Below are 6,000 nucleotides of genomic sequence, written 5' to 3' on the forward strand. Positions count from 1 at the left end.
ACCGGCGCGGCTCGTCGCCCCCCGCCGCGATGACATCCCCGGGCCCGTCAGGGCCACACATGGAGAAGGGTCGGACATGACCGATGGCAGTACGGCGGGCCGGCGTGGGCGCCGACGTGGGCGCCGGGCCGTTCGCGTCCTTGTGTGGACGCTGGCCGTGTGCACCACACTGGTGCTGGTGGCCGCCACGGCCTTCGTCGTCTGGGCCCTCAACCCCTACCGGGCCGAGCCGGAACCCCTGGCCCTGGCCGAGCGTGACCCGGCCGTCGTCGTCGAGCGCGGCTCCGACGGCGTCCTGATCACCCCCGCCGAGCACCCCTCGGGAACGGGGGTCGTCTTCTACCCCGGCGCCCGGGTGGAGGCCGACGCGTACGCGGCCTCCTGGGCACCTGTGGTGGCCAGGACCGGGGTCACGGTGATCGTGCCGGACCTGCGCCTCAACCTGGCCCTGCTCGACTCCGCCCGTGGCGAGTCGGTGGTCGGCGCCGCCCCGGAGGTCTCCGAGTGGTACCTGGGCGGGCACTCCATGGGCGGGGCCTTCGCCGCGCAGCACGTCGGCTCCGGCGACGGCGACGTCCCGTGGGCGGGGCTGGTGCTGTGGGCCTCCTACGCCCCCGAGGGCGCCGACCTGGCCGACCGCGACGACCTCGACGTGCTGTCGGTGGCCGGGGGACGGGACGGGATCCTGTCCCCGTCGGAGGTCGCGGAGCGCAGACCCCACCTGCCCGGTGACGCCGACGCGGAGGTGATCGAGGGTATGAACCACGCCCAGTTCGGCGCCTACGGGGCGCAGTCCGGGGACGCGGAACCGGAGCTGACCGACGCACAGGCGCACGAGGCCCTGGCCGAGGTCACCGCCGCCTTCCTCCTGAGGGACTGAGCCCCGGGGCGTTCACGCGGCCGGGCCCGGGTCCACGGGGTCGGTGATCCGGCCGGTGAACAGGACCGCGCCCCGGCGGCGCAGCACGAAGACGAAGGGCTGGTCCACGACGAACTCCCGGGGAGGCGGCGGGACCGCGGCCGACATCAGCATGACGGCGGCGGTCGCCGCGGCCCCCTCGGCGCCCTTCTCGTCCACACGCAGCACCGCCTGGTGCACGATGGCGTCGACCTTCAGGGGCTCCTCGCTGATACCGCCGAAGTCGGCGCGGTCCGTGGCCAGGGTGCGCACGTGAGCGGGGGTGGCGGCCAGCGGTTCGAGCAGTGCGGCGTCCGTTTGGACCTCGAAGCGCGGCAGCGCCAGGCTCACCCGCTCCTGTCGGCGCGCCCGGTACAGTCCGCGCAGGACCTGCGGCGTGAGCGACGGTGTCGGTGCGTGCGCGGCCCCGGGGGAGTCGGGGACGATCACGTCCAGGGCCAGGCCGTGCTCGCCCTCCAGGGTGACCATCCGCAGCCCGCCGTGCTCGGAGTGGACCAGGGATCCCGTGCGCCGCATGGTCGGAACCCGGTGGGTGCGGTCCGGGGCGTGGAAGTCGCGGTCCCGCGTGTCGGAGGGATCGAAGGGCTCCGCCCACAGCAGCTTCACCCACAGGGCGTTGACGAGGAGCATACGGACGTCGGGGTGGACGGTTCCGGGGGCGAGCAGCTCGGGGACCAGCCCCCGCGTGACCTCGGAGACCCGGCCGTTGACCCGGGCGCGCACCCCCTCCGCGTCACCACGGAAGTCGACCCGGTCCACCTCCGCGTCGGACTGGGCCGCGACCCGCTCCTCGAACTCGGCGCGCAGCGGGAGGTCGGCCGGGACGTACAGGCCGTTGAGCGTGGCCAGGTCCAGTCCGTCGGCGGCCTCGACGGCGGTGTTCAGCGTCTCCAGGTGCCCCCGGGGATCGCCGCCGTCCGGGGCGACCAGGTCCACCAGCTCCTTGAGGGTGTCGCCGCCCGCACCGGTGGCCAGCAGGCCGAGCACGGCGCCGACCGAGTACGGGGACCACACGTGTGAGCTCCCCTCCTCGACCAGTTCGGGGTCGAGCGCGAGGGCGAAGCGGAGGTGCTCCTCGTCGGGTGCTTCCTGCCGGGTGGTCATCGGGACGACTCCTCACGAGAGCGGGTGGGCCGCCAGCGTACGGAAGGACGCCGCCCCGGGGCCAGCCACCGTGGTGAGAAGGGGCACGCCGCATCACCTGACAAAGGAGGGCAAGCCCGGACCCGGAGGGTGGTCGGTCGGCCGGAACGCCGCTCCCCGGCTGTGACGGGTCGCATAGGGTGGTGCATCATGGCTGGCGGCCGAACAGGCCGCACGGCGACACCGGAGCGGAGCGGGATGACTGAGCAGCAGCGGGCCTCCGAGGAGGCGGCCCAGGCCGACGAGGCGGGGGAGAAGCCCGCCGTCACCGAGCGAACGGTCGAGGCGCTGGTCCGGACCAAGCTCGCCGAGGCCCTGGGCGGAAAGCGCGGCATGGTCGAGACGGCCATCCCCACTCTGACCTTCACGATCTCCTACATCGTGAGCGAGGACCTGCGGCTGTCGATCATCCTGGGGGTCGGGGCGGCCCTGCTCCTGGGCGTGCTCCGGCTCGTGCGGCGCTCCTCGTTGCAGTACGTGTTCACCAGCCTCTTCGGCATCGGCCTGGCGGCGGTCTTCGCGATGCGCAGCGGGAACGCCGAGGACGCCTTCCTGCCCGGGATCATCTACAACGCGGTTTACGCCGTGGTTCTGAGCCTGTCGGTCCTGGTCCGCTGGCCGGTGATCGGCCTCATGATCGGCCCGTTCATCGGGAACAAGGAGGACTTCACCTCCTGGCGCAACGACCCGGCCGTGGTCACGCTCGCCTCCCGGCTGACCTGGCTGCTGGTGCTGCCCTGCGTCATCCGGGTGCTGGTCCAGTACCCGCTCTGGCTGGCCGAGACCAACGACTGGGCCAACACCTTCGCCCTGCTGGGTCTGTCCAAGGTGGCCATGGGCTGGCCGCTCCAGGTGGCGGCCTTCGCGGGCATGGTGTGGGTCCTGGCGCGCGGACGCACCCCCCTGGAGCGGGCCGAGGCCGCCGACACCCCCGAGGACCGCTGAGGGGACCCGCGAAGGACACCCGCCGCGACCGGGCTCAGGCCTCGGGCGCGGCCTCCTCGGTGTCCTCCACCCGCTCCAGCAGCTCCTCCAGGGGGCCCAGCGCCTCCGGTTCGGCCAGGAACACCACGGTGTTGCCCACGGAGAGGGTCCGCTCCGGCGCGGGCGGTCGCACCCCGCCCGGACCCACCACGGCGACCAGGGCCACGCCGTCGGGCAGTTCGGCGGTGAGGTCGCTCTCGGGCCGGTCCGCGAAGGGGCTCGCCGCGTGCAGCACCGACTCCGCGATCTCGGCGCCGGGCAGCGGGGGTCGGGTGCCCTCCTCCGCGTAGTCCTCCTCGTCGGTCACTCCCTCGACCAGGTCCGCGATCAGACGCGGCGGGGAGACCGCCAGGTCCACCCCCCAGGAGTCGTTGAAGAGCCACTCGTAGGCCGGGTCGTTGATCCGGGCGATGACCTGGTCGACCGCGAACTCGGTCTTGGCCAGCAGGGAGAAGACGAGGTTCACCTTGTCGTCGCTGCTGGCCGCGATGACCACGTCGAAGTCGCCCAGCCGGGCGTCCTCCAGGGTGGCCAGTTCACAGGCGTCGGCCAGCAGCCACTCCACCTGGGGGAGGTCGTCCACGCCGATGGCCCGGGTGTCCCGGTCGATCAGCAGGACGTCGTGGCCGTTGCCCGCCAGCTCCGTGGCGATGGAGCGGCCCACGCTCCCGGCTCCCGCGATGGCGATCCGCATCTCACTCACGCCCCGTCTCGTCCTCGCGCCGTCCGCCCAACCGCTGGGTCAGGTCGGCCATGTCCCGGCTGTGCCCCACCACGTGCAGCACGTCGCCCTCCGCGATGGTCTCCTCGGAACGGGCCAGGGCGATGCGCCCCCGCCGGACCAGGTAGACCACCCGCAGGCGGAAGTCGTCCTCCAGTTCGGTGACGCTCCGTCCCACCCAGCGCTCCGGCGGGGTGAGTTCGTTCATGGTCAGGCTGCCCGAGGCGTCCTGCCACTCGGGTGCCGCGCCGGGCCGGTCGTCCCCGGGCACCACGCGGCGGAGGATGGCGTCGGCCGTCCAGCGCACGGTCGCCACCGTCGGGATGCCCAGACGCTGGTAGACCTCCGCGCGGCGGGGGTCGTAGATCCGGGCCACGACGTTGCCGACCCCGAAGGCCTCGCGGGCCACCCGGGCCGCGATGATGTTGGAGTTGTCGCCGTTGCTGACGGCCGCGAAGGCCTCCGCCCGGTCGATACCGGCGCTGAGCAGGACCTCCCGGTCGTGGCCCGCGCCGCGTACCGCGTGTTTGGCCACGGAGGAACGGAGCCGACGGAACGCCTCGGGGTCCTGGTCGATCACCGCCACCGAGTGGCCCAGGTCCACCAGGGTGTGTGCCAGCGTGGACCCCACGCGGCCGCACCCCATGATCACGATGTGCACCTCGTCCGCACTCCCGTCGGTTGGTCGTCCGCCCCCGGGGCACGGACAGACCCACGCGCCCCGACGGTTCCACCTTGGCACACGAGGACCCCGTCCGCGTGTCGACCCCGCCCCCGCCGTGTCCGCACCAGCGCGTGTGGTGCCCCGGGGCCGGTAGATTGGGGTCGGTTGGTGGCTGTGCGCGCAGGGTCACCCGTAACACGACCCGACCAGCGAAGGACACAGCCATGACCCGTGTGGGCAACGAGATCGAACTGACAGTGGACGACGTCGCCCACGGCGGATGGTGTGTGGGCCGCCTGGACGACCAGGTCGTCTTCGTCCGCCACGCCCTGCCGGGCGAGCGCGTGCGGGTCCGCGTCACCGAGCAGACCACGCGCTTCCTGCGCGGCGAGGCCATCGAGGTCCTCACGGCCTCCCCGGACCGGGTCGAGGCGCCCTGCGTGTTCTCCGGCCCCGGCATGTGCGGCGGCTGCGACTGGCAGCACGCCACCCTGGAGTCCCAGCGCCGGATGAAGGCCAAGGTCGTGTCCGACCAGCTGAGCCGGATTGCCGGCATCGACCTCGACGTGGAGGTCGAGGAGCTGCCCGGAACCCCGGACGGTCTGGGCTGGCGCACCCGCGTGCGGTTCTCGGTGGACGAGGACGGCCACGCCGGTCTGCGCCGCCACCGCTCCCACGACATCGAGCCGGTCGACCGGTGCCTGATCGCCCACCCCGGCGTCAGCGAGCTCGGCGTCACCGAGGTCAAGTGGGAGGGCGTCAAGGACGTCGAGGCGGTCGCCTCCGCCACCCGCGCCGACCGTGCCGTCGTGGTCACCCCGACCACCGCCAAGCTCGGCTTGCTGCCCGAACTCAAGGCCTCCAGCGCTGTGCTCCGCCGGTTCAGGGGCGGCCGGGTGCAGTCGGTGCGCGGCCGCAAGGGCGTGCGCGAGGACGTGGCCGGACGTGAGTACCGGGTGGGCGCCGGGGGTTTCTGGCAGGTCCACCCCGCCGCCGCGGAGACCCTGAGCGCCGCCGTCCTGGACGGTCTGGAGCCGCGTGAGGGCGAGACCGCCCTGGACCTGTACTGTGGCGCGGGCCTGTTCACCGGTGCCCTCGCCGACGCCGTCGGCGTCGAGGGCCGTGTGATGGGCGTGGAGAACGGCGAGCACGCCGTCCGCGACGCCCAGTACAACCTCAAGGACCTCCCGCAAGTACGGATCCAGCGCCACGACGTGGCCAAGCAGATGCGTGAGTGGGCCGACGTGCGCGCCGACGTCGTGGCGCTGGACCCGCCGCGCGCGGGCGCCGGTGCCGAGGTCGTGCGCAAGGTGGCGGGTATGAAGCCGCGCCGCATCGCCTACGTCTCCTGCGACCCGGCCACCCTGGCCCGCGACCTCGCGGAGTTCGACCGTTCCGGCTACCGCCTGGTGGGGCTGCGCGCCTTCGACGCCTTCCCGATGACCCACCACGTGGAGTGCCTGGCCGTGCTGGAGCCGGTGAGGCTGGCCCGCCGTCACCGCGAGGCCGAGCAGGCCTAGGTTCCCTCGCCCGGGTCGGCCAGCCGACCCCGGCGCACCCGGTTCGTCG

At 73.3% G+C, this 6,000-nt stretch carries 6 protein-coding genes; 3 read left to right on the forward strand and 3 right to left on the reverse strand.

Features of this window, described 5'->3' with window-relative positions; all coding sequences use genetic code 11:
• Window positions 1-157: 157 nt before the first annotated feature.
• Entirely contained in the window at window positions 158-880 is a 723-nt protein-coding gene (locus ACRWK8_RS16425) for an alpha/beta hydrolase (RefSeq protein ID WP_431871303.1), read from the forward strand.
• Between the two features lie 12 nt (window positions 881-892).
• Here ACRWK8_RS16425 and ACRWK8_RS16430 read toward each other — a convergent pair whose 3' ends face one another.
• Window positions 893-2,023 (reverse strand): serpin family protein, encoded by a 1,131-nt coding sequence (locus ACRWK8_RS16430; protein ID WP_431871305.1) that lies wholly within the window; start codon window positions 2,021-2,023, stop codon window positions 893-895.
• A 237-nt stretch (window positions 2,024-2,260) separates the two neighbouring features.
• Between ACRWK8_RS16430 and ACRWK8_RS16435 the strand changes: the two genes are divergently transcribed.
• Entirely contained in the window at window positions 2,261-3,007 is a 747-nt protein-coding gene (locus ACRWK8_RS16435) for a DUF3159 domain-containing protein (protein ID WP_378739506.1), read from the forward strand.
• Window positions 3,008-3,041: 34 nt separating this feature from the next.
• On the opposite strand, the gene ACRWK8_RS16440 is transcribed toward ACRWK8_RS16435, so the two are convergent.
• Window positions 3,042-3,740 carry a potassium channel family protein gene (locus ACRWK8_RS16440; RefSeq protein WP_431871311.1) on the reverse strand — a complete coding sequence of 233 codons (699 nt, stop codon included), beginning with the start codon at window positions 3,738-3,740 and terminating at the stop codon, window positions 3,042-3,044.
• Between the two features lies 1 nt (window position 3,741).
• A complete protein-coding gene (locus tag ACRWK8_RS16445) occupies window positions 3,742-4,428 on the reverse strand; it encodes a potassium channel family protein (protein WP_378739508.1) in 687 nt (228 codons plus the stop codon).
• Window positions 4,429-4,655: 227 nt separating this feature from the next.
• Here ACRWK8_RS16445 and ACRWK8_RS16450 point away from each other — a divergent pair, with 227 nt between their 5' ends.
• The gene (locus ACRWK8_RS16450; RefSeq protein WP_431871308.1) at window positions 4,656-5,951 is read left to right on the forward strand and encodes a class I SAM-dependent RNA methyltransferase; all 1,296 of its coding nucleotides are present in this window, start codon (window positions 4,656-4,658) and stop codon (window positions 5,949-5,951) included.
• The last annotated feature ends 49 nt before the right edge of the window (window positions 5,952-6,000 follow it).

Origin of the sequence: Nocardiopsis eucommiae (assembly GCF_965344335.1) — a bacterium.
Classification (GTDB): domain Bacteria; phylum Actinomycetota; class Actinomycetes; order Streptosporangiales; family Streptosporangiaceae; genus Nocardiopsis; species Nocardiopsis eucommiae.

What these genes read in the sequence shown, in the direction of transcription:
- ACRWK8_RS16440 (WP_431871311.1), bottom strand. Translation starts at nt 3,740, where the DNA reads ATGCGGATCGCCATCGCGGGAGCCGGGAGCGTGGGCCGCTCCATCGCC.
- ACRWK8_RS16430 (WP_431871305.1), bottom strand. Translation starts at nt 2,023, where the DNA reads ATGACCACCCGGCAGGAAGCACCCGACGAGGAGCACCTCCGCTTCGCC.
- ACRWK8_RS16450 (WP_431871308.1), top strand. Translation starts at nt 4,656, where the DNA reads ATGACCCGTGTGGGCAACGAGATCGAACTGACAGTGGACGACGTCGCC.
- ACRWK8_RS16435 (WP_378739506.1), top strand. Translation starts at nt 2,261, where the DNA reads ATGACTGAGCAGCAGCGGGCCTCCGAGGAGGCGGCCCAGGCCGACGAG.